The 17,969-nt window shown below is 59.4% G+C and carries 15 protein-coding genes and 3 pseudogenes; 13 read left to right on the top strand and 5 right to left on the bottom strand.

Translation table 11 applies throughout. From position 1 onward, the window contains the following. Positions 1 to 3 precede the first annotated feature (3 nt). From C9E81_RS04320 to C9E81_RS04305, 4 genes are all read left to right on the top strand, one after another. Positions 4 to 1,005 (top strand): thiamine pyrophosphate-dependent dehydrogenase E1 component subunit alpha, encoded by a 1,002-nt coding sequence (locus C9E81_RS04320; RefSeq protein WP_122111036.1) that lies wholly within the window; start codon positions 4 to 6, stop codon positions 1,003 to 1,005. Next, positions 1,002 to 2,021, top strand: a complete 1,020-nt coding sequence (locus C9E81_RS04315) for an alpha-ketoacid dehydrogenase subunit beta (RefSeq protein ID WP_122111035.1) — start codon at positions 1,002 to 1,004, stop codon at positions 2,019 to 2,021. Before C9E81_RS04320 ends, C9E81_RS04315 begins: the two co-directional genes overlap by 4 nt. A 1-nt stretch (position 2,022) precedes the next feature. Next, positions 2,023 to 3,414, top strand: coding sequence for an acetoin dehydrogenase dihydrolipoyllysine-residue acetyltransferase subunit (locus tag C9E81_RS04310; RefSeq protein WP_122111034.1), 1,392 nt, complete (start codon positions 2,023 to 2,025; stop codon positions 3,412 to 3,414). Between the two features lie 104 nt (positions 3,415 to 3,518). After that, on the top strand, positions 3,519 to 4,403 hold the full coding sequence (locus C9E81_RS04305) for a sugar-binding transcriptional regulator (RefSeq protein ID WP_243698485.1): 885 nt from the start codon (positions 3,519 to 3,521) through the stop codon (positions 4,401 to 4,403). Position 4,404: 1 nt separating this feature from the next. Here the strand turns inward: C9E81_RS04305 and C9E81_RS04300 are convergent, their stop codons facing one another. Continuing rightward, a complete protein-coding gene (locus C9E81_RS04300) occupies positions 4,405 to 5,130 on the bottom strand; it encodes an HAD family hydrolase (RefSeq protein ID WP_208021082.1) in 726 nt (241 codons plus the stop codon). Positions 5,131 to 5,463: 333 nt separating this feature from the next. On the opposite strand from C9E81_RS04300, the gene C9E81_RS04295 reads away from it, so the two are divergent. The 5 genes from C9E81_RS04295 (at position 5,464) to ptsP (ending at position 10,210) form a co-directional block, all read left to right on the top strand. Beyond that, positions 5,464 to 5,880, top strand: a complete 417-nt coding sequence (locus C9E81_RS04295; RefSeq protein ID WP_122111171.1) for a transcriptional regulator GutM — start codon at positions 5,464 to 5,466, stop codon at positions 5,878 to 5,880. A gap of 40 nt (positions 5,881 to 5,920) precedes the next feature. After that, positions 5,921 to 6,697, top strand: coding sequence for a PTS glucitol/sorbitol transporter subunit IIC (gene srlA / locus C9E81_RS04290; RefSeq protein WP_243698484.1), 777 nt, complete (start codon positions 5,921 to 5,923; stop codon positions 6,695 to 6,697). A gap of 22 nt (positions 6,698 to 6,719) precedes the next feature. After that, positions 6,720 to 7,733: a PTS glucitol/sorbitol transporter subunit IIB gene (srlE, locus tag C9E81_RS04285; RefSeq protein ID WP_122111031.1), complete on the top strand. Its 1,014-nt coding sequence runs from the start codon at positions 6,720 to 6,722 to the stop codon at positions 7,731 to 7,733. A 103-nt stretch (positions 7,734 to 7,836) separates the two neighbouring features. Beyond that, positions 7,837 to 8,217 carry a PTS glucitol/sorbitol transporter subunit IIA gene (locus C9E81_RS04280; protein WP_122111030.1) on the top strand — a complete coding sequence of 127 codons (381 nt, stop codon included), beginning with the start codon at positions 7,837 to 7,839 and terminating at the stop codon, positions 8,215 to 8,217. A gap of 43 nt (positions 8,218 to 8,260) precedes the next feature. Then, a complete protein-coding gene (gene ptsP / locus C9E81_RS04275; protein WP_208021081.1) occupies positions 8,261 to 10,210 on the top strand; it encodes a phosphoenolpyruvate--protein phosphotransferase in 1,950 nt (649 codons plus the stop codon). Positions 10,211 to 10,648: 438 nt separating this feature from the next. Here ptsP and C9E81_RS22655 read toward each other — a convergent pair whose 3' ends face one another. Further along, positions 10,649 to 10,861, bottom strand: a complete 213-nt coding sequence (locus tag C9E81_RS22655; protein ID WP_147457555.1) for a hypothetical protein — start codon at positions 10,859 to 10,861, stop codon at positions 10,649 to 10,651. A gap of 74 nt (positions 10,862 to 10,935) precedes the next feature. Between C9E81_RS22655 and C9E81_RS04270 the strand changes: the two are divergent. Next, a pseudogene (locus C9E81_RS04270) lies at positions 10,936 to 11,744 on the top strand (IS5 family transposase). Between the two features lie 6 nt (positions 11,745 to 11,750). On the opposite strand, the gene chrA reads toward C9E81_RS04270, so the two are convergent. Next, positions 11,751 to 13,124, bottom strand: coding sequence for a chromate efflux transporter (gene chrA / locus C9E81_RS04265; protein WP_208021080.1), 1,374 nt, complete (start codon positions 13,122 to 13,124; stop codon positions 11,751 to 11,753). 1 nt (position 13,125) lies between these two features. Beyond that, the gene (locus C9E81_RS04260; protein WP_122111027.1) at positions 13,126 to 13,944 is read right to left on the bottom strand and encodes a chromate resistance protein ChrB domain-containing protein; all 819 of its coding nucleotides are present in this window, start codon (positions 13,942 to 13,944) and stop codon (positions 13,126 to 13,128) included. A 388-nt stretch (positions 13,945 to 14,332) separates the two neighbouring features. Here C9E81_RS04260 and C9E81_RS23095 point away from each other — a divergent pair. Then, positions 14,333 to 14,592 (top strand): annotated as a pseudogene (locus tag C9E81_RS23095) (metal-sensing transcriptional repressor). A gap of 7 nt (positions 14,593 to 14,599) precedes the next feature. After that, a complete protein-coding gene (locus C9E81_RS04245; protein ID WP_122111024.1) occupies positions 14,600 to 15,919 on the top strand; it encodes an MFS transporter in 1,320 nt (439 codons plus the stop codon). A gap of 183 nt (positions 15,920 to 16,102) precedes the next feature. Here the strand turns inward: C9E81_RS04245 and C9E81_RS04240 are convergent. Continuing rightward, positions 16,103 to 16,279, bottom strand: a pseudogene (locus C9E81_RS04240) (GntR family transcriptional regulator); the annotation flags it as partial. Positions 16,280 to 16,607: 328 nt separating this feature from the next. Here C9E81_RS04240 and C9E81_RS04235 point away from each other — a divergent pair. Then, positions 16,608 to 17,636, top strand: coding sequence for a TerC family protein (locus C9E81_RS04235; protein ID WP_122111022.1), 1,029 nt, complete (start codon positions 16,608 to 16,610; stop codon positions 17,634 to 17,636). Positions 17,637 to 17,969 lie beyond the last annotated feature (333 nt).

Below are 17,969 nucleotides of genomic sequence, written 5' to 3'. Positions count from 1 at the left end.
CCAATGACCGATGATAATCGCCCCTTTGCGATCCGTAACTATGATCCGGCCAGGCTGCGCGACGCCTTGCGCAAGATGTATCTGATCCGGTTTTTCGAGGAAGGGGCCGAAGACAGCTACATGCGCGGCCTTATTCACGGCACCATGCACCTGTCCATCGGACAGGAGGCATCGGCGGTCGCGTCCTGCATGGGCCTGACCGACGAGGACAAGATCACCTCGACCCATCGGGGACATGGGCACTGCATTGCCAAGGGGGCCGAGGTTCGACGCATGTTCGCGGAGTTCTTCGGCAAGGAAGAGGGTTACTGCCACGGGCGCGGCGGTTCAATGCATATCGCCGATGTGACCAGGGGCAATCTTGGGGCGAATGGTATCGTCGGGGGCGGGCTGCCGATCGCAGTCGGGGCCGGGCTGACGGCCAAACGGCTGAACACGGGTGCGGTGGCCATATGCTTTTTCGGCGATGGAGCGAATAACGAAGGCGCGTTTCACGAGGCGCTGAACATGGCGGCGATCTGGAAGCTGCCGGTGGTGTTCATCTGCGAGAACAACAAATACGGCATGTCCACCTCGACCGAGCGCTCGACTGCCGTGAAGAATATTGCCGAACGCGCGGTGGCCTATGCGATGCCGGGTCATACCGTGGATGGCAATGATTTTTCCGCGGTGGCCGAAACCGTAGAGGCGGCGATTGCCCGTGCCCGCGCGGGAGAAGGGCCGAGCCTGATCGAGAACCTGACCTATCGCTGGCGCGGTCATTCGAAATCGGATCGCAACCGGTATCGCACCAAGCAGGAAATCGATGAATGGATGGCCAGAGACCCTATCCAGCGGTTCCGGGCGGAACTCATCGAGCATGGTGTCCTTGACGAAAGCGAGGCGGAAAAGGTCATCGCCGAGGCGCGACAGGAAGTTGAGGCCGGGATCGAGTTCGCCAAATCGGGCACCGCCCCGCGCATCTCCGACCTCGCCAAATATGTCTATGCGGAGGAGAACGCATGAACGCCCCAGCCAAACAGCTAGATGCAGATACCCGCGAAATCAGCTACTCCGAAGCGATCCGCGAAGCCATGGGGCTTGCCCTCGAACGCGACGAAAGGGTCGTGCTGATGGGCGAGGATATCGGCGTCTACGGGGGTGCCTTTCAGGTGACCGGCGATCTGGTCGAACGCTTTGGCACCGACCGGGTGATGGATACGCCCATCTCGGAACTGGGTGGGGCCGGCGTGGCTGTGGGGGCTGCGCTGACGGGCCTTCGCCCGATCTTCGAATTCCAGTTTTCGGATTTCGCCGCTTTGGCCATGGAGCAGATCGTCAATCAGGCCGCGAAGATGCGCTATATGCTGGGCGGCGAGGCATCCGTTCCGGTGGTATTCCGGATGCCCGCCGGCTCTGGCACCGGCGCGGCAGCGCAGCACAGCCAAAGCTTCGAGGCGTGGTTCGGCCATGTGCCGGGGCTGAAGGTCGTCCAGCCCTCGACTCCCGAGGATGCCAAGGGGCTGTTGCTGGCGGCGCTGGAGGACCCGGATCCGGTCGTCATGTTCGAGCACAAGCTACTTTACAAGATGAAAGGCCATGTGCCCGAAGGTTGGTATACGACGCCCATCGGCAAGGCCGCGATCCGGCGCGACGGCAAGGATGTGACGATCGTCGCTTCGGCGATCATGGTCCACCGGGCATTGGCCGCAGCAGAGAAGCTTGCCGAAGAAGGCATCGAAGCGGAAGTCATTGACCTGCGCTCGGTCCGCCCAATCGACCGCGACACGATCATCGGCAGCGTCAGGAAAACCGGCAAGCTGCTTTGTGTGTACGAAGGCGTGCGCACGCTCGGAGTCGGGGCCGAGATTTCCGCCATGATCGCCGAAAGCGAGGCCTTCGATTATCTGGATGCGCCGATTCAACGGCTTGGCGGGGCGGAGGCGCCGATCCCCTACAATCCCGATCTCGAAAAGGCCGCTGTTCCCCAGACACCTGACATCGAGGTCGCTGCCCGCCGTCTTGCCCGTCGGGAGGTCTGATATGCCTGTAGAAGTCATCCTGCCCAAAGTGGACATGGATATGGAAGCCGGCTTGCTGGCGCAGTGGCATGTCTCGGTGGGCGATAAGGTCGACAAAGGGGCGGCCCTTTTCGATATCGAGACCGACAAGGCCGCGATGGAGGTTGAGGCACCGGCCTCGGGAATCGTCGGTCACATCGTGGCAGAGGCGGGAAGCCGGATTCCCGTCGGTCAGGTCGTGGCCTGGATCTATACGGGAAACGAAGACATTCCCGGGACGCCTCCGGGCGCGGCATTTATCGGAAATGGGGATACCGCCGAGACGGAAGACGAGGGCAGGGAGGTCGTGGACGAGGCGCGGCCGGTGGTGGCCACCACCGGGCAAGCTAATGAGCTTGTTTTGGCTGAAAGTTCCGAACCTTCGCGCCCTCGGGCAACTCCGGCGGCGAGGGCTTTCGCACGAAAGAATGGGATAGATCTTGGTTCCGTGACCGGTTCTGGGCCCAACGGGCGCATACAGGCCGATGACGTGTCGCGATGGCAGGGGGAGCAGCAGACATTTGTTGCTGAACCTGCCGTGGCCGAAGCGAACCTTGCCACGCCGGCGCCGACGGACTGGCAGGAAGATCATCGCCCGCTCTCGCTGACCCGCAGGAAGGGTAGGGGGGGCGGACTACCGGTTCTGCTGATCCACGGTTTCGCGGCCGATGCCGCCGGATGGGTTCCGCTTGAAAAGGCGCTGGGGAACGAACGGGAGATCATCCGCATAGAGTTGCCCTGTCACGGGCGCTCACCACGTGTCAGGGTCGACTCGTTCCGCGAGTTTACGCGTATGGTCGTCAAGACTTTCGACGATCTGGATGCCGAACGCCTGCACCTGGTCGGCCATTCACTGGGTGGCGCGGTCGCCACTGCGATTGCGGATATCCGGCCGCGTCGGATCGCCAGCCTTTCGCTGATTTCGCCAGCAGGACTTGGACCGGAAATAGACGCCGCCGCGCTGTACGGCATTGCCCGCGCGTCAAGGACCGACAGTCTTGTCCCGTGGCTCAAGCGTTTGGGCGCGCGGTCTGATGCAATCAGCCATGATTTCGCGAAGGCTGCGATGATGTCCCGGATGGAGCCGGAACTGCGGGCTGCACAATTGGAGCTGGCCGAAATTCTATTCCCCGATGGAACACAGTCCTTCGATCTTTCGGCAGCGATGGAGCGTGTCGAAGCTCCTTTCAAGATCGTTTGGGGCAGGCAGGACCGGATACTGCCGTGGGAGCATGCCTTGCGCGCACCCGATGCCGCGGGGCTGCATTTGCTGGACAAGGCGGGGCATATTCCGCATATAGAACGCCCAGAAGCCGTTGCCCTTCCGTTGCTGGAGAACTTTCGGACGGGAGAGATTTCAGCGTATCAGAGATGAGAATGGCACAGAACAGAACCGCGCGCGCAGCTCAGACGGCAGGAAGGACATCCGAACTTGACCGGCTGCGCTCGCGGGCGGTCTGGCTCTACTACGCCGAGGGGATGAAGCAGTCCGAAATCGCAGATGTTCTTGGCCTCACGCGTGTGAGCATTGTCAGGCTGCTTGCCGATGCCCGGCGTCGAAACGAAGTGCGTATCACCATATCCTCGCCGCTGGCCGAGTTCGCCCAGGCCGAAATGGAGTTGCGGGAACGTTACAGTATTGGGGAGGTCATTCTTGCGCCGGTTCACGAGGAAGATGCCGATCCGACACTGGCGATTGCCGCGACTGCGGGCGCATTCATTTCGTCTCGCGTAGGCGACGGTATGTCCGTGGGCGTTGGCTGGGGGCGGACCCTGCACTCCACCTTGCCATTCATCGAGGGACGCACGGTCGAGAATCTCAAGGTGATTTCGCTTCTGGGCGGAATTTCACAGGCCCGGCGCTTCAATCCTGCCGAATTTGCCTGGCAGTTTGCCGAACTGTTTCAGGGGGAAGGCTACCTGATTCCTGCACCGGCCCTGGTTGATAGCCCTGAGACGCGCCATGCGCTGCTGGAGCGTTGCGGTCTGGCATCGATATTCGAGATGGCCGACAAGCTTGATCTCGCGTTGCTGTCAACCGGAGGTATTGCGCAACTGGAGACATCTTACCGGACCGGGCATTTGTCCGAAGCCGACCGTCAAAGTCTGATCGAGCACGGCGCGGTTGGCGATGTGCTGTACAATTTTATCGATAGTGACGGAAACACCATCGATCATCCGGTCAACAACCGCGCGATATCCGCCAAGGTGGAAAGGCTGAGAAATGCGCGCGAGCGGGTTTTGCTTTCCGGCGGTCGCGACAAGTATCGGGTCATGAGAGCGGCGATCAAGGCGCTGAACCCAACTGTTCTCATCACGGATGAATTCACTGCGCAATCGCTTCTTTCCGATCCGGCTGACTAGATTACGACTGCGGCCGTGTTTCGCGCTTCAGGAATTGACCGGCTGCGCGCCAATCCGGAACGATATCCGCAGCGCCTGCGGCGCGCAGTTTGGCTTCGTGCTCAGGTGGTAAATGATCTCCGCCAATATAGCCGACAGGCGTCATTCCGGCGGCCACTGCCGCTGTGACTCCGGCAGCCGAATCCTCGAATACAATGCAGTCGCAGGGTTCGACGCCCAGTTTTTCCGCTGCCAGCAGAAACAGGTCGGGTGCGGGTTTTCCGTTGGCGACCATGCTGGACGAGAAGATGCGGCCTTCGAACCGGTCGAGAATTCCCGCGGTATCGAGTGACAGTCGAATCCTCGGCACATCCGAGGATGATGCAACACAATAGGGCTGATCCAGCTGATCGAGGAACTGCGGTAAACCGGGTGTGTGTCGGACCAGTTGCCCGAGCAGGGAAAGGATTTCACTGGTCAACTCGCCTTCGGCTTCAGCAGGAAGAAGTTCACCTTCCACGCCGCGTAGAGACGCCAGAATATCGGCTTGTTTCATCCCGAGCATTGCCGAAAAGGCCTCGGGAGTGATTGTGAGACCGTATCGCGCATAAACGTTTTTATATGCAATTGCAGAAAGAGTCTCACTGTTAACCAAAACCCCGTCGCAATCGAAAATTACGGCTTTCATAAGATATTTATAGCCTTTCTGGTGCGGGTTCGTTCTTGTGCCAAAGATGGCATGAGTCATTCGCAGCACGAGCTAAAAATCGCGCAAGGCGATCGGATGAATGAACTTATGATTAATCAATATATCATATGTTAGCCCCATGGCAATACCTATCGTGTTGTTTCATGCCCTGGCGCATGTTCCCTGAACGATGAGGTAATACCGAAACTACGGAAAATCTTCCAAATCAAGTGCCTATGGCCGCGAATGGCTCAGACGGGATCATCCCTGGCTACAGTTCGACAGATGAGATGCAATGTCGGGCTGCGGGATGTTTTGGCTGATTCAATGATCAGAACTTATTGACTTTATAAATTACATATGTTCAGCTGTGCCGAAATGGAGGAGGTGCAAGTGGAAATCTGGAAGATAGCTCTGGTTTTGCTGGTCGTCGTTTGGGGGCTTCAATCGGTGGGAATGTGGTTCCAAATGCGGCACTACCGATCTGTGATGGCTGCGATTACCGACAAATGGTCCGATGGTCATCTAGGTGCCGGAAACGCGCGGGGTCGATTTGGTAAAGGCGTCATCGCGATGGTCGTGGTCGACGAGAATGCCGTGATCCGCAAACTGATGGTGATGGAAGGGCGAAGTGTATTCGCGAAGTTTCGTCCCATAAGCGAATATGAGGGGCGTCGGCTTTCCGAGATCAAGACGGAGTTCGCAGAGCTCTCGGCGCAGGGTGGGCGCGCCCGCGCGATCTCGCAGGCAATTGATCAGCTTGAGCGGGTGAGAGAGCCGGCAGCGCAGAACTTCGCGCAAGCGGCCTGAAGCATCAACAAGATACTCAATATCAGGAGGAGGGGGAAAGTTGGCTTACTCCGAATTGACGATACATGCGACCGAGCTTGCGCCACAGTATTTCGACTGGGTTGCCGCTCACGCCGAAGGATTACTGGTTGCGGTAAAGGCGACTGCCGAAAGCGGTGCCGGTGCAGATGGCCAAGAACTGGTACGTTTTGCCCAAGCGGCGACGGGCACAGCGACAGATGCATCCAGCTATGCCGAACAGGTGCAGAACGTCGCTCAGGAAGAGCAGCTTTCGTGGCTGACCACGCTTGGGAAGCACTTCATCGGTGTGTTCCAGAAAGGCGGCGAGACCTTCGCCGGATTCGTCACGGGGATCATCCCGACGCTGATCGTGCTCATGACCGCTTTCTATGCGCTGACCGAACTGGTCGGCGAGCAGCGGGTGCATGGTTTTGCGCGGTTCGCCGGCCGTGTCGCGCTGACCCGTTACACGGTGCTACCGGTGCTGGCGATGTTTTTTCTGACAAACCCGATGGCCTATACTTTCGGCACTTTCCTCGAGGAAAAGCACAAGCCGGCATTCTACGACTCGGCCGTCTCTTTCTGCCATCCGATCCTCGGCCTGTTTCCTCACGCCAATCCGGGCGAGTATTTTGTCTGGGGCGGGATTCTGGTCGCCCTGCAGGAACTGGAGCGTAACGGCACCCTCCCACCCAACTACCATATCCGGCTGGCGATTTTCTATTTCGGGGTTGGCGTGGTGGTGATCCTTCTCCGCGGCATGCTGACCGAACGCATCACGCGTTTCATGGCAACTCGCCAGAAAGTCGAACTTTGATCGCGGGCCGGGAGGAACAGTAATGAGCGATAAATTCAAGGCGGTTCGTATCGAACGCGGTTCCAACGGTTGGGGTGGACCGCTGGTCATCAAGCCTACCGCGCAGCGCGACAAGATCGTCGCCGTCACTGGTGGGGGAATCCCGCCATTGGCAAAGAAGATCGCCGAGATGACCGGCGGAACGGCTGTCGACGGGTTTCGTTCTCCGCCTGTTGAGGGCGAGATAGCCGCGGTGGTCATCGATTGCGGTGGAACGGCGCGCTGTGGGGTTTATCCACGCAAGCGCATCCCGACAATCAACCTGACGCCTGTCGGCCAGTCCGGTCCGCTGGCGCAGTTCATTACCGAAGATATCTATGTCTCGGATGTGAAACCGGATTGCCTGTCGTTTGCAGATGGGGAAGCGGTGCAGCCTGCCCAGGCGGCAGGCGCAGCGGTGCCGCAGAATGCTTCGAATGCCAGGGCTGCAGCGGCAACGCTTGATGACCAGGACGAGGAACAGGGAGGCTTCATAAACGCGATCACCTCCGTCGGTCGAGTCATGGGCAAGGCGGTTGGCGTGTTTTTCAACGCGGGCCGGCGTAGTATCGATCAGGTCATCCGTAACGTTCTGCCCTTCATGGCCTTCGTTACCATGTTGATAGGGATTATCCTCTATACCGGGATCGGTGACCTGCTGGCTGCTCCGATGGGGCCTTTGGCCAACAATATCCTCGGTCTTCTGGTGATATCGGGCATATGTTCGCTACCATTCCTGTCTCCGATTCTTGGTCCGGGCGCGGTCATCGCGCAAGTGATCGGCATGGCGATCATCGGCCCCCAGATCGCGAATGGAACGATTTCACCCGCAATGGCGCTACCGGCGCTGTTCGCCTATGATTCCCAAGTCGGATGCGATTTCGTGCCTGTCGGCCTTGCCTTGGGAGAGGCCAAGCCGAAGACGATCGAGATCGGAGTCCCGGCCGTGCTCTTGAGCCGGCAGATCATGGGGCCTGTCGCCGTGCTCATTGCCTGGGTGGCCAGCTTCGCGCTCTGAACCTCGTCGGGGCGGAGTTATTCCGCCCGGCACCCCCTGCCGGCTCGGTCCCTCTATTCGGCACCGGGGCAGGATAATGCAGCATACCGCATGGAGAGAAAGCATGAAAACCTATCTGCGCACGGAGATTACCGCGGTTGGTAACGATGCCCCGGATTTGATCGAGGGGGGCGTTCTGATCCTCTTTGCCGAAGGAGCGCCGGAGGAATTGGCAGAGGTGTCGGTCCTGCATCGCGTGGCCGAGGGGCCGCTGGACGAGGCGCCGGCGCCGGGGGCGGAAATCCTGGTCGGCGAAGTGTCGGCTATTTTGACTGGCATGGGTGAGTTGGCCTGGAACAAGATCCGGGACATCGGCCATGTCGTCATCAATTTCAACGACAGCGATACGCCCGACAGACCGGGCGAAATCTGCGCCAGCGCGGTGAATTCCGAGGCTTTGGTGCAAGCCATATCTGCGGGCAAGGAAATCGTGATCCGCTCCTGAACCGGATCGGAGAATATCGGACAATTCGGGGGAGAAGAAACCGATGATGGAACGGACCTTCGCGGTCAGGGTTCGGGACGGGTTGCATGCCCGTCCGGCGACGCAATTCGTGAAGCTGGCAAAAAGCTTCGCCTCGGACATCACGATCATTTGCAACGGGCAAACGGCAAGCGCCAAGAGTGCGGTCAAGCTGATGTTGCTGGGGATCAAGGAAAATGACGAAGCGACGCTGCGGGTAAATGGGGACGACGCGCCGGATGCGCTTTCGGCGTTGTCCACCTTCCTGCAGAACCCGAGCGCCGGCGAGGTGGTTCTACCAAAGGCGGAAGCGGCTGCTGCGCCCGCGCCTCCGGGTGCTCCCAAGGCGTCCGATCAGAAAGCAGATGACGGTGTGACCGGCATCGCCGCGAGCGAGGGAACCGGGCTTGGCCCATCCTTTGCATTCTTTCCGCCTGTTCTGAAAATCGAGCGTCAGGTTGCTTCCGATACCGAAGCCGAGATATCACGCTATCGGGACGCCGTGTCGAGCGTCACGACCGCCTTTGCCCGAAACAAGGAACGTTCCGGGGCCGAAAGCGATACGATCGCCATCATCGATGCGCTGATCGATGTCGCGCAGGATGCGGAGTTCGCGGAGGAGATCGAGGCCGCAATTCGCGGAGGGCAGGATGCCGCCAGTGCGACCATGTCGGTGGGAACGCGTCTGACCGAGAATTTCGAGGCCATGGATGATCCTTATATTCGCGCTCGCGGCGAGGATATGCGCAGTGTTACCCGGCAGATCGTCCTGGCGCTGATCGGGCAATCGGACGTCTCGCTTGCGGACGTGACGTCGGGTTCGGTCGTTGTCGCCGATGAGGTCACGGCCTGGGATCTGGCAAAGGCCAATATGTCGGATATTGCTGGGATCGTTTGCCGTAAGGGTGCCGCGACTTCGCATGTCGCGATCATGGCGCGCGCCTACGGCATTCCTGCGGTTCTCGGGGTGCCGGTTTCGGCCGAACAACTGGCGGCATCGAAAGCGGTCGGGCTGGATGGTGCGACGGGGCGGGTTTTCCTTGATCCCGACGGGGTGGTTCGTTCGCGTCTCGAAGAAGCGATCACGCGAGAGAACCAAGAAAGCAAGGCGCTAGAGGCGTATCGCAAGGTCGAGCCCGTCACTTCAGCAGGTGTCCGTGTCGAAGTTGCGGCAAATCTGGGTAGCCTCGCCGAAATTCCGTCGGCACTGGAAGCCGGAGCAATGGGAGTCGGCCTGTTCCGGACCGAATTTCTGTTCATGGAACGCAAGACGCTGCCGAGCGAGGATGAGCAGGCCGATGTATATACGCGCCTCGCCGAGGCTTTCGCCCCCTATCCGGTCGTGATCCGCACCCTGGATATCGGTGGCGACAAGCCGATCTCGGGCGTGGATTTCGAACATGAGGACAACCCGTTCCTGGGATGGCGCGGGGTTCGCATGTGCCTGGAGCGCCCGGATATCTTCAAGCCGCAACTCCGCGCCTTGCTGCGCGCCTCGGTCATCGGCAATGTCAAAGTGCTTGTTCCGATGATTGCGGACGGTTCGGAGGTTCAGGAGGTTCGCAATCTATTCGCGGAATGCCAGGATGAATTGCAACAGGAAGGCGTTGCCTTCGGTACGTTCGAGCTTGGCGTGATGATCGAAACGCCCGCAGCGGTTTTTCTTGCCGCCGAACTGGCGCGGCAGGTCGATTTCTTTTCGATCGGCACCAATGATCTGACGCAATATGTGATGGCCGCGGACCGTCTGAATCCGAAGGTTGCCAGCCTCAATCGTACCGAACATCCCGCCGTGCTGAATGCTATTGCATCCGCTTGCAATGCCGCGACCGCCGCGGGGATCTGGATAGGTGTCTGTGGTGAAGCCGCTGCGCGTCAGGATCTCATAGGGTTTTTCATTAAGAATGGGGTGACCGAGTTATCCATGAGTCCTACATCGATCCCCCGCGCCAAGCGGGCGATTACAGAACTCTAGCGAGGCGCTGAATGGTCGTGGTAATTGTCCAGATATAGCAAGGGCTTGTGTGGATGCCTGACTTATCTGAACCGATTGCGGTTCTGGTTCGAAGTAAGCGTTACATCCGCATTTTTATTGCTGCCCCTGCAAGGCTATTCCATGACATGTTAGCTGTGCTACCAAGTAAGGGCGGGAGATCGGCATGTCAGAGTACGAGATCTGAGGATGCACAATAGAAACCTCTCTGCCGAGCAAATGGCTCTGGCGGAAGAAACTCAAATTTGAAGCCACCCGGCGTATTCGCGAAGATGGCATATCGCCCGCGGAATCGCCGCTGAACTCTGCGCCCATTGAATGCCCGATCCAAGAAATGGTGCCATTCGCTCAGTTCGCCCGGAAGATGGGGAACGGGACAGAGCGGACGTTCCCTACGGATACGAGGATGCGCAAATGTAGTCATCCTCCGGTGATATGGCATAGCGGCGGGCGCGGCTTACCCTTGCCTGAGAGGCTTGCGCCTTTATATCCGTATACCGCCATTGCTATGGTTGCTCGAACCAATGGTGAAATCATGGCTCGATCCATGTCGTCTTCTTCATCGATGTCTTCGCCCACAAGGCGGCTGGCCGGCGGGGGTACGACCTCGACGACAGCCATCTTCTGGCTCAATGTTCCGTTCCTGGGTCATGTTGACAAAATGGGTTCACATGGGACGGCAGCCATGATTCAAGCTGGTATCCGCGATGCAGACCAGCTTGGCACGAGACTTGATGTCGGACGTGGAGTGGGCTCTCTGAGCGTTTCATCCTAGCTGTCCGCGCCCAGAATGGACGCAAATCTACCAGCCACTGCCTTGTTTTGGATGGAATTTTCTGGAGTGAGGCACGAGCCGCCGCCGGTTCAAGGGGACCGGGGCTCCATGGCGTGACCTGCCATAAGAGTTCGGCAAATGGTCAAGTGTTTATCGCCGGTTCCGGCGATGGACACCGGCCGGGCTGTGGGAGGAAATCCTGGACATGCTCAACCAAGCCGAGGCCGTTCCGGACAGGCTCCAGATGATCGGCAGCACCGGGATCAGAGCCCATCACCATGCGGCTGGCGCAAAAGGGGGACTCCGAACGAGGCTCCCGGCCGTTCAAGAGGTGGTTTTACGACCAGGATCCATCTCCGCCTCAATGGTGCCGGCCTCCCGATGAGGACCGATATCACGCCGGGACAGGATTGAGACTATACCGGCTACGATTTGGTAATGGATGACAATCTTCCACAGCCGGGCGTTCTAGTCCCCCACAAGAGCTATGACTCTGGTGAAATCAGGAAAAATGTCGAAAGCCGCAACGCCATTTCGATGATTTCCATGCGCAAGAACCGTAAGGTTCGAAAAACCGTGGATCTGACTGTCTACACCCTGCGTAACATGGTCGAGCGCTCCTTCAGCAAGCTCAAGAACACCCGCAGGATCACCACGCGTTTCGACTAGATCGCCAGCAGTTTCCTGGGCTTTGTCGACATCGCAAGCATCAGGCTATGGCTACGACATTTGTCAACATAACCTAATTCAGATGCCGCCGAAGCCGAACAGGTAAAGCAGGATTCCGACAGCAGCACTGCCGATCAGCACCTTGAACATGCCGACCCGGAAACGGAGCATCGCCACCAGGGCCGCGAGCGTCAGCAAGGCCGATGCGGGGTTGATCGTGCCAAGGATCGGGATGTTGATTTGCATGCCAAGCCCAGTGAAAACGCGCACCTCCCCGAAGACCACATGCAGCCCGAACCAGACCGCAAGGTTCAGGATCACGCCGACGACTGCGGCGGTGATCGCCGTCAGGGCGGCGGTCAGCTGGTGATTGTCCCGCAGCCGCTCGATGAAGGGCGCGCCAAGGAAGATCCACAGGAAACACGGGGTGAAGGTGACCCAGGTGGTCAGAAGCCCGCCCAGGGTTCCGGCCAGCAGCGGCGGCAAGCCGCCCGCCTCGCGCAGGGCGCCCATGAAGCCCACGAATTGCGTGACCATGATCAGCGGTCCCGGCGTGGTTTCGGCCATGCCCAGCCCGTCCAGCATCTCTCCCGGGGCCAGCCAGCCATAGTGCTGCACCGCTTCCTGCGCCACATAGGCCAGAACCGCATAGGCGCCGCCGAAGGTCACCACCGCCATGGTGCTGAAGAAGCCCGCGATCTGGCTGAACACATTCGCGGGACCAAGCACAAGAAAGAGCAATGCGACCGGGACAAGCCACATGCCGAGCAGCACGGCCGAGACGCGCAACGCCCAGCCCCGGTTGACACGGGTATGTTCCGGCGATTCCTCGCCCAGCAGCGTATCTGCATCGGCGACTTGTACCGAGCCGACCTTTCCATGTCCGCCGCCCTCGCGAAACGCCGGAATATCCGCGCGCGCCCCGGCAAACCCGATCAACCCGGCGACAAGGATGATCAGTGGAAAGGGCACCCCGAAGGCAAAGATCGCGATGAATGCCGCCGCGGCGATGGCCAGCATCGCTGCATTCTTTAGCGCCCGCCTGCCGATGCGGATCACCGCCTGCACCACGATGGCAAGAACCGCAGCCTTCAGGCCGAAAAACAGGGCCTCGACGGCTCCGACATTGCCCCAGATGGCATAGATCCAGCTTAAGCCCATGATCGCGACGACACCGGGCAGGACGAACAGTACGCCGGCGATGATCCCGCCAAGCGTGCGATGCATCAGCCAGCCGATATAGACCGCCAATTGCTGCGCCTCCGGTCCCGGCAGTAGCATGCAGTAGTTCAGCGCGTGCAGGAACCGTTTCTCGCCCAGCCATTTCTGCTCTTCGACAAGGATGCGGTGCATCATCGCGATCTGTCCGGCAGGACCGCCGAAACTCAGCAGGCCGACGCGCGCCCAGATCCGGGCTGCCTCCATTAATGTCGGGTAACCGGGCTTGTTCATCTCACACCTTCGGTTTGTTGGTCGGCCAGTTATGGGTCTCGTCGCTCGCATCCCGTGCCCAACGATAAAAGGCGTCATATAGCAGCATGCCGGCCTCGAGCTGTTCCAGATCGTCGGAATACATGCGCGACAGGCCAAGCGAGGCGGCCAGCAGTCCCGCCGCCTCGGGTGCGAGATCTAGCCGCGCCGTATCCGCACCGCGGATCATGTTGGCAAGCCGGTCAAGCGCCGGGACCGACAGGCCGAACTCGGCCAGCATGACGTCGAAAGTGCACAGCTCCCCTCGATGGCTCCAGAACACGTTCTCGATATCAAAGGGGGCCGCGTCATACCGCTCGGCCACGCCGAGCACCTCGGAAGGCGCGACGAACAGGATCACGGTGCGCGGATCGACAAAGCGGCGGATCAGCCAGGGGCAGGCGATACGGTCGATCTTGGGACGCGACCGTGTCACCCAGACCGTGCGGCCCCGCGCATCACGCGGTGGTAGCTTGTCCGGACTGATCAGCGGCAGGTCAGCAGCTTTCCAAGCCTCGAAACCGCCTTCCAGATATTCCGCCGGGCAGCCGTCGGCCCGCAGCCAGGCCGCCGCTCCTTGGCTGCGCTTGTGACCGGCCTGGCAGATCACAACGGCGGTGCTGCCGGTCAGATGCGGCACAAGTTCTGACAAAGCCTGATCATCTATTCTGCTTGCCCCCGGTATGAGCCGGGAATCGGCCGCAAAATCTTCCGTGGAGCGGACATCCAGAAGCAGTGGCACACGCGGGGTGCCGATGATCTTTGCAAGCTTGTCGCTGGAAATGGAATTGGGCGCAGGCATATGCGTTCCTCCCTTGACAGGATCTTGTGTTGGAACGCGAACTTCAGCTGGCGCCTCGTGGGGAGCTCGCCATCCCCATGCATTGAGATAACGACAATGCGGCGCGGTGGTCAAGGGTGGCGCAGGATTGCCCGAAACACGAAATCGGGTGACTTATATAAATGCGGCACGTTTCCGTTTTGGCCCCGAACGATTTTCCGTTGCGGTGATATAGCCTTGAAGAGCACAGATTGCCCTGCCTTGACGAACCGCATGGCCAGTGAAAGCGATTGGTCCATTTTCCGCAGTGCCTGCATGGTTTCCTGAAACGCTGCACTGTGATCTGACGTCGGCAGGGAGTTCGAACGGTTTTATTGTATTATCCTCCCGGGGAGGATACCTCATTCACATGACAAATCAGCATCGTCATGCAACTCACCCAAGCTCGTTGCCCGGCTGAAACGCGCCGAGGGACATCTGCGCTCGGTGATCGGGATGATCGAGGCGGAACACCCTTGTCTTGATATTGCGCAGCAGCTTCAGGCTGTCGAAAGTGCGATCAGGAATGCGAAGCAGGCGTTGATCCACGATCATATGGACCATTGCCTGGATGCGAAGGGTTCCGAACAGGACCGGGTCGAACTGAAGGCAATCGCTCGCTATCTCTGAGGCCGCCATGCTGGATATCCTCGCCGACCGCACCTATCGACATCTCTTCCTGGCCCAGATCACCGCTCTTCTGGGGACCGGGCTCGCGACTGTCGCGCTCGGATTGCTGGCCTATGATCTGGCCGGAGACGGGGCCGCAATGGTGTTGGGAACCGTGTTCACCATCAAGATGGTCGCCTATGTCGGGATCGCGCCGATCGCGGGCGCCTTCGCCGAACGGGTGAACCGTCGCCGCCTTCTGGTTTCGCTTGATCTTGTGCGGGCAGTATCGGCACTGGCACTACCTCTCGTAACCGAGATCTGGCAGGTCTATGTGCTGATCTTCCTGCTGCAATCGGCCTCGGCGGGGTTCACGCCGACCTTTCAGGCGACGATCCCGGATGTGCTGCCCGAGGAGGATCGCTATACCCGTGCATTGTCGCTTTCGCGGTTGGCCTACGATCTGGAGAACATCGTCAGCCCGACACTCGCGGCGCTCCTGCTGGCGGTGATGAGCTACAACTCGTTGTTTCTGGGCACGGTCGCAGGGTTCCTCGGTTCTGCACTGCTCGTTCTCTCTGTGCTGCTGCCAAGCCCGAAAGCACCCAAGCCACGCGGGATTTATGATCGGACCACACGTGGAATCCGCATTTACATGGCAACCCCACGTCTGCGCGGCCTTCTGGCGCTCAACCTCTCAGTATCGGCGGCGGGGGCGATGGTTCTGGTCAATTCCGTGGTTGCCGTGCGGGGGCTTCTGGGCCTCTCTGACAGCGCTCTTGCCTGGACGATGTTTGCCTTCGGTGCGGGTTCCATGATGGCCGCGCTCTTGCTACCGCGATTGTTGGACAGGATTCCGGACCGCCCCGTCATGCTCGCGGGAGCGATGCTGATGGTTGTCACCCTGCTTGGCCTGGCCGGGGTGACAGCAATCACAGGATTGCATTGGAACATACTGCTCACTGCATGGTTTCTCGTCGGCCTCGGCTATTCGTCGGTGCTCACGCCCTCGGGGCGCCTGCTGCGCCGCTCGGCCCATCCGGAGGATCGGCCAGCACTCTTCGCTGCGCAATTCGCCCTGAGCCATGCCTGCTGGTTGATTACCTACCCGCTCTCGGGCTGGCTGATGACGCGGTTCGGTATAATCCCGGCTCTGTTGGCACTTGCCGGCCTTTCCGGGATTGGTATCGCGATCAGCCGGGTGCAATGGCCCGCCAGGGAAAGCGGGGAGATCGAACATACCCATGAGAATCTACCGCTGGATCACCCGCATCTGAAAGGGTGCCGGACACATAGCCATGAGCTTGTGATCGACGACCTCCACCCCCGTTGGGCGAACCAGTTTTGACGGTCGAAAAAGTTGAAGCGGATGACAACAATGGCCCGAAGCTGCTGATTTCCGTATCCGCACGATGCCATGGTGGATCGTCGGCATTATGTCGATGATGCGGAGGGCGCGGAGGAACCGCCATGACCGTCGATAATGCCCGCCATCCCCGGCCAATTGCATGTCGAATCATCTGTCTTGGGGCCCCCGCGTCTGTAACTCGCGAAATGCCTCGCACACCGGCACATGGCTGGTTCCGAATTCGCTGGCGATATGGTTCTGCCGCAAGTGCAGACCGGGAGATATCTCGCCCGAAATGATACAGTCGGCCAGAATGCACGCAATGCGCTCCAATTGGGTTTCCTCATTAGCGGCTCTCATGAATTATGGATAGTTCATGAGATACGATCTATGGCTCATGAAAATTGAGGCGGGAGCGAATGGCTGTATGTGGCGGGAAGCGGAACGGCGGCTTTCTGTGAGATGGTCCACGGAAACTGATCTCTTAGCCGACATGAAAACCAAGTGGAGCAGTTGAACTTGCCACACTCGCTTGCTATTTGACATTCGCGGACCGGGCCCCTCTGGCGGGATGATTTACCCGTGATGTCGGCCGCATCGGAGCGATCCGATGCCGTAATGGTCCTACACTTGTAGCCATTTCCGGGTCGTTCCGATCGATATCAGTGATCGAGAGGAGCACATACCCATGGAATTTCTCTTTGCCGACTGGCTCGGCACCCCTGCTTGGTTCTGGCTGGCTTTCATCGGGCTGGTCGTTGCACTAACCGCCTTTGACCTTGGTATCCTCCACAAGGAGGATCGCGAGATGGGAATCGCGGAAAGCCTGAAGCTTTCCGCCTTCTACATCGGCATTGCGCTGCTGTTTGGCATGTGGATCTGGCTTGCCCGCGGGTCCGAGCCCGCCATGCAGTATTATACAGGCTTCTTCATCGAAAAGGCGCTGTCGATCGACAACGTATTCGTGATCAGCCTCATCTTCTCGTATTTCGCAATTCCTGCAAAATACCAGTACAGGGCGTTGCTCTGGGGCATCATGGCGGTCATCGTTCTGCGCGGTATCATGATCGCCGGCGGTGCCGCGCTCGTGAATGAAGCCTATTGGGTGCTCTATCTCTTCGCGGCCTTCCTTATCTACACGGGCGTGAAGATGTTCTTTGCCGGTGATGAGCCGATGGACGTGGCCAACAACCCGGCTGTCCGCTTCATTTCGCGGCACATGCCGGTGACGCCCGAGCAGCATGGCCAACGCTTCTTCGTGCGGACAACCAATCCCAAAACAGGCAAGCTGGTGATGGCGGCTACTCCGCTGTTTCTGGCTCTCGTGGTGATCAATGTGGCTGATCTGGTTTTCGCAATAGACAGCGTGCCGGCCATCTTCGCGATCACGACGGACACGTTCATTGTCTACACGTCTAACATCATGGCGATCCTGGGGTTGCGCGCGCTCTACTTCGCGCTTGCGGCCATGGTTCACCGCTTCCACTACTTGAAATATGCGCTTGCCGCTGTGCTGGTGTTCATCGGCACGAAAATCTTCGTCGCGGATTTCCTGCTGGGCGGCGGCAAGTTTCCACCCGCGTTGAGTCTCGGCGTCACCTTCGGGTTGATAACAGCCGGCATAGTCTACTCGCTGTGGAAGACCACAGGTGCCGGAGAGGCCAATTCGCCTGCGGGCACGGACGAAGCCGACCCGGCCCGCAACAACCCGGACTGATTGTCCTCAAGCGGCTCTTGGAAAAGCAGGAATGAGCACCGGAAGGATGTGACGGCCTGACTTGTTTGGCGGGTTGCCCGCAGGTGGCAACCCGCAGTCTGCATAGTGACGTCGAGGCGTGGTGCCAAGCGTCGGCCTGCGCGGCAGGCGAGCGGATCTGCTGCCGGGAATGACCCCCGGCCCCATATACTATTTCAACAGCTTGTAGCGCCTATCGACGTCTGGACCTCGCGCTAATTCCCTCACTGTGGGCTTTGCGTAACACAATGGGATTGACGTAAGGTCATCCTGTTGATCGGAGTGATCTCCCCGTTTATCCGATTTAAACACTCG

The organism is Paracoccus alkanivorans, assembly GCF_003697785.1.
GTDB lineage: Bacteria > Pseudomonadota > Alphaproteobacteria > Rhodobacterales > Rhodobacteraceae > Paracoccus > Paracoccus alkanivorans.
Note: the sequence above shows the minus strand (reverse complement) of the source record. Positions and strands in the feature narration are given on the sequence as shown.

Bases quoted from the DNA above. Each gene is read 5' to 3' on its own strand.
- C9E81_RS04320 (WP_122111036.1), top strand. From the start codon at position 4: ATGACCGATGATAATCGCCCCTTTGCGATCCGTAACTATGATCCGGCC.
- C9E81_RS04315 (WP_122111035.1), top strand. From the start codon at position 1,002: ATGAACGCCCCAGCCAAACAGCTAGATGCAGATACCCGCGAAATCAGC.
- C9E81_RS04310 (WP_122111034.1), top strand. From the start codon at position 2,023: ATGCCTGTAGAAGTCATCCTGCCCAAAGTGGACATGGATATGGAAGCC.
- C9E81_RS04305 (WP_243698485.1), top strand. From the start codon at position 3,519: ATGAAGCAGTCCGAAATCGCAGATGTTCTTGGCCTCACGCGTGTGAGC.
- C9E81_RS04300 (WP_208021082.1), bottom strand. From the start codon at position 5,130: ATGACTCATGCCATCTTTGGCACAAGAACGAACCCGCACCAGAAAGGC.
- srlE (WP_122111031.1), top strand. From the start codon at position 6,720: ATGAGCGATAAATTCAAGGCGGTTCGTATCGAACGCGGTTCCAACGGT.
- C9E81_RS04280 (WP_122111030.1), top strand. From the start codon at position 7,837: ATGAAAACCTATCTGCGCACGGAGATTACCGCGGTTGGTAACGATGCC.
- ptsP (WP_208021081.1), top strand. From the start codon at position 8,261: ATGATGGAACGGACCTTCGCGGTCAGGGTTCGGGACGGGTTGCATGCC.
- chrA (WP_208021080.1), bottom strand. From the start codon at position 13,124: ATGAACAAGCCCGGTTACCCGACATTAATGGAGGCAGCCCGGATCTGG.
- C9E81_RS04260 (WP_122111027.1), bottom strand. From the start codon at position 13,944: ATGCCTGCGCCCAATTCCATTTCCAGCGACAAGCTTGCAAAGATCATC.
- C9E81_RS04245 (WP_122111024.1), top strand. From the start codon at position 14,600: ATGCTGGATATCCTCGCCGACCGCACCTATCGACATCTCTTCCTGGCC.
- C9E81_RS04235 (WP_122111022.1), top strand. From the start codon at position 16,608: ATGGAATTTCTCTTTGCCGACTGGCTCGGCACCCCTGCTTGGTTCTGG.